The following is a 3,782-nucleotide window of genomic DNA, read 5'->3' as shown; positions in this document are numbered from 1 at the left end:
GGTATCACGCCAAAACAGAAATTAGCCTTGGCCGCATAGTCTCTACCTTCAGGCCGCTTTAAAAATGGGGGGCTTACCGCCTGACGAGGTTTCCAAATATTCGAAACATCCTAAACATCCGCTGCTCAAGTAGCCGTTTCAACGACGTCCATCGCTGCGCAGACTTTTCTTCTGCAGAATCAACAAACCATAGGAACGCTGCAGATATAAAGCGAACAGGTGATCGTCGCGAATCTGTGCCAGTGCATCCTCAGGCGAATCGCATAAACCTACAGCTAATCCTTCACGGCACAGGGAAAATGTGATGTGTACAGCTCCAGCAGAGGTGCGCTGCGCTTCCGGTCCCGAAATAGTCCAGCCAGGAGCAACCTGCCTTAGCCATTCGCCGAAGTCTTCAATGCACGCAAGCTGTTCATCAACGCTATATTCTTTCTCGATCACAATGACGAATTCGCAATGTAAGGAGTAGTACGGACAACTAATAAAAGGAAAATGTTCCAAACAAGGACGTCAGTGTATATATGGCACAATGTTATCCTTCCCCTGATTTTCTCGACGAACATAGCATGGACATTGTCGTAACGAGAACCACTATGTCCCGTTGGGAAACTTAGAATCACGCGAGCAGATGTGAGAGGCGGTTGGATGGCTTGACTCCACAGAACCAATCGGTCCACGCAAACCTATGTACAGTAGCTCTTACACTAAACAACTCAGCTGTGAGCTTTTCCGGAACAGAGACATAAAACTCTTGAAACGTCAACAATGACCGGGTATTTCAGTCATTCTAAATGTCGCAATTAGTCGCCCAGGAAGTGGGCGGTTCAAATTTTGCAGAGCAGACATTCAAAAGGGATATGGTTGAAAACGTAAAAAGTTGAACTGAGAAGTACCGCCGTTATCTACATAGAGTCTCCTCCAACTCACTTAGTTGAATTACAGCCCGTTACGGAAACGCCGTTGCGGGCTTTTTTTATCATGCCTATAAGTGACGAGCGTGTTACGCATGAGCACGATGGAATGTCCCAACGGCTACTACTGCAGTAGACGCTTCCTTGATCTTGATACTATGATCGCTGACGCGAACACTGGGGGCACGCTATTAAAAATAGTGTCTCACGGAACCGGACAGTCTCATGGGTTATGCTTTGTTCGGCAATTCTAAAACTCCTTTCACCTACGCGATCCACAAATTCCGCTAAGAGCGTATCCCAGTAGGCATAGGATGAGGGAAATATTGGCCTAGGCAGCGGTCCAAGCCCATGATGATGCAGGAGGTGAACCATGGGCGTGATCAAAGACGACGATGGCTGGCGCCTACCGGATAGATTGTGGGCGCAGATGGAANCGGTCCAAGCCCATGATGATGCAGGAGGTGAACCATGGGCGTGATCAAAGACGACGATGGCTGGCGCCTACCGGATAGATTGTGGGCGCAGATGGAACCACTTTTACCACCACGCAAGCCGCACCCGTTGGGCTGTCATAATCCACGGGTGAGCGACCGGGCCGCCATGGACGCCATTCTGTTCGTGCTGCGCACTGGATGCCAGTGGAATGCATTGAATGGTACGGGCATTTGCTCCAGCAGTTCAGCTCATCGGCGTTTCCAGGAATGGGTGGACGCTGGCGTGTTCGAGGAATTCTGGATGCAAGGGCTGCTCAATGCGGCGGCGTTGCGAGAAATCAACTGGTCCTGGCTGGCCCTGGACGGCGCAATGACCAAGGCTCCCTTGGGCGGGGAAAAAATCAGGACCCAATCCAACGGATCGCGGCAAGAGTGGCGTCAAGCGCAGTCTGCTGACAGACGGACAAGGCATTCCCCTGGCCATCGTCATTGATGGCGCTAACCGTCATGATATGAAGCTGGTGCGACCGACGCTGGAGGCGCTAGAAACAGAGCGGCCGTCATTGTTGGTAGTGTGGCCGCAAGGCTTGTGCATGGACAAAGGCTACGACTATGCGGAGATATGGCAGCTGGCGGTAGACTTAGGTTACCGGCCTCACATTCGCTCACATGGTGAAGAAAAGCAGAAACGCAAAGCGGGACAGCGAGCGCACCGCTGGGTCGTCGAACGCACGCATAGCTGGTTGAATCGATTTCGTGGCTTGTTGATTCGATGGGCGAAGAAGGCTAAGAACTACTTGGCCTTCCTTCACCTAGCGTGCGGCATCATCACTTGGCGAATAATAGGCCTACTGGGATAGGTTCTAAGTACTGCGATGAGTTATGGATACCTTTTAGAAGCGTGAGTGTTGAAGAAGTAGGCTATTCCAACTGCCAGGCCTTACGAGGCTGGTGGGTACATCCTTGCCTGCTCGAAGACTGTCATCATGCGCGGCCGTTGCGCGGGTACGGTACCAAAGGAGTGACAAATAACAAGAATATTTCATGGTTTATCCCGGTGCTCGGAGGCCTACGTTCAGGGAAATGTACTTAATCGTATTGCCTATGGGAAATAATAACCTCATGGCTCGTATTTCTAAATAGAAAATTTGGAATATCGGTATAGGGCCATTCTTTCACGCTCGAAATGTCTAATGCTGACAGCAGCGAGACTGAACCGCTTTTCCAAAAAAATTTAAAGACGCACGTTCGTTCTTTTAAGGACCGTATTTATTCATCGCTGTGGCATATCTGCAATATCTCAGATGGCATATTCAGGCAGACGACATTTCTTTATTGCAACAGTCGATCGTTTACCTGATATTGGTCACGCCTGTGAAGAATTCGCATGAACAAGACAAAAATGATCAACGGAAAAGCCGGTTATGACTCTCATGCGCAACGCCACCATTACAAAAAAGATCACTGTCGTTTTTGGCGTTATTCTCACTGTTTCTACGATCACCACCGGAGTAGGTCTCTGGCACCTTAAGGAAGTAGAGTCGTCCACCAAGGAATTGATGGAGGTGCCACTAGCCAAGGAACGGATTGTTAGTGACTGGTACCGCATCGTCTACGGCGGTTCGCGCCGCACACTGGCCATCGCCAAGAGCGAAGACAAGTCCTTGGTGCAGTTTTTCGCGGAGGATGCTGCCAACAGCACCAAGGAGGTGAGCGGCATTCTCAAAAAAGTCGAGGCGCTGCTGACGTGACCGATATTCCAATCCAGCTTTTGTGAGAGAGTTAGAGTCTACTGCATGTTTTCAGGTTGGGCAGATATGACGGGCTCCAATGAGTAAGCAGCGGGTGCGGGCGGCTGATATCCCAGTGACGAGTGCGGGCGCTGCGTATTGTAGTGGTGACGCCATTGTTCAATCACGACCCGGGCTTCCTTGAGGCTGTAAAACAGCTCGCCATTGAGCAGCTCATCGCGCAGCTTGCCATTGAACGACTCGCAAAAGCCATTCTCCCAAGGGCTGCCCGGCTCAATGAACAGCGTCTTTGTCCCTACTTTTTCTAAGCAGGTAAAGGAAAGGATTTTGACCTAGACTTATTCCAAGCACTTGGCAGGAGGGAATTGCCATGAATGGAATCCATTTAACTGCAAAAGAGCAACAGCTACTCGAGCAGACACTCCATACGACCCATGATGCCCGGCTGTATCGTCGCACCCTGGCGCTCTTGGAATGCAGCCGCGGACGTCAAGTCAAGGATGTGGCAAAGGCGTTAAGCGTCACCCGGCAAAGCCTTCATAACTGGGCAGTGCGGTTTCAACGGCAGCATACCGCGCTGGCGTTGACCGATGGACCGCGTCCTGGACGTCCCCGTCATGCCGACGACCGGGTCGAAACTTTGTTGCAAGCACTGCTGGCTATCACGCCGGATCGCTGCGGCT

At 51.1% G+C, this 3,782-nt stretch carries 4 protein-coding genes and 1 pseudogene; 3 read left to right on the top strand and 2 right to left on the bottom strand.

The features are described from left to right. Window positions 1–138 precede the first annotated feature (138 nt). Window positions 139–501, bottom strand: a complete 363-nt coding sequence (locus RY831_RS32735) for a hypothetical protein (RefSeq protein WP_326510461.1) — start codon at window positions 499–501, stop codon at window positions 139–141. A gap of 881 nt (window positions 502–1,382) precedes the next feature. Between RY831_RS32735 and RY831_RS32730 the strand changes: the two genes are divergently transcribed. Both RY831_RS32730 and RY831_RS32725 read left to right on the top strand, forming a co-directional pair. Further along, window positions 1,383–2,208 (top strand): IS5 family transposase gene (locus RY831_RS32730; protein ID WP_437126351.1). Its coding sequence is split into 2 segments (ribosomal slippage): window positions 1,383–1,739 and window positions 1,741–2,208, totalling 825 coding nucleotides; the frame shifts between segments, so codons are not numbered across the junction. A gap of 564 nt (window positions 2,209–2,772) precedes the next feature. Beyond that, window positions 2,773–3,099, top strand: coding sequence for an MCP four helix bundle domain-containing protein (locus RY831_RS32725; RefSeq protein ID WP_326510459.1), 327 nt, complete (start codon window positions 2,773–2,775; stop codon window positions 3,097–3,099). Window positions 3,100–3,137: 38 nt separating this feature from the next. On the opposite strand, the pseudogene RY831_RS32720 reads toward RY831_RS32725, so the two are convergent. Then, window positions 3,138–3,398, bottom strand: a pseudogene (locus tag RY831_RS32720) (integrase core domain-containing protein); the annotation flags it as partial. Window positions 3,399–3,469: 71 nt separating this feature from the next. Between RY831_RS32720 and RY831_RS32715 the strand changes: the two are divergent. Then, on the top strand, window positions 3,470–3,782 hold a 313-nt coding region (locus tag RY831_RS32715; protein ID WP_326510458.1), incomplete at its 3' end, for a helix-turn-helix domain-containing protein.

Source organism: Noviherbaspirillum album (assembly GCF_035916955.1).
Lineage (GTDB): Bacteria > Pseudomonadota > Gammaproteobacteria > Burkholderiales > Burkholderiaceae_D > Noviherbaspirillum > Noviherbaspirillum album.
This window is presented reverse-complemented; position numbering and strand designations above follow the sequence as displayed.

Coding starts and splice junctions, on each gene's coding strand:
- RY831_RS32725 (WP_326510459.1), top strand. CDS start 2,773: ATGACTCTCATGCGCAACGCCACCATTACAAAAAAGATCACTGTCGTT.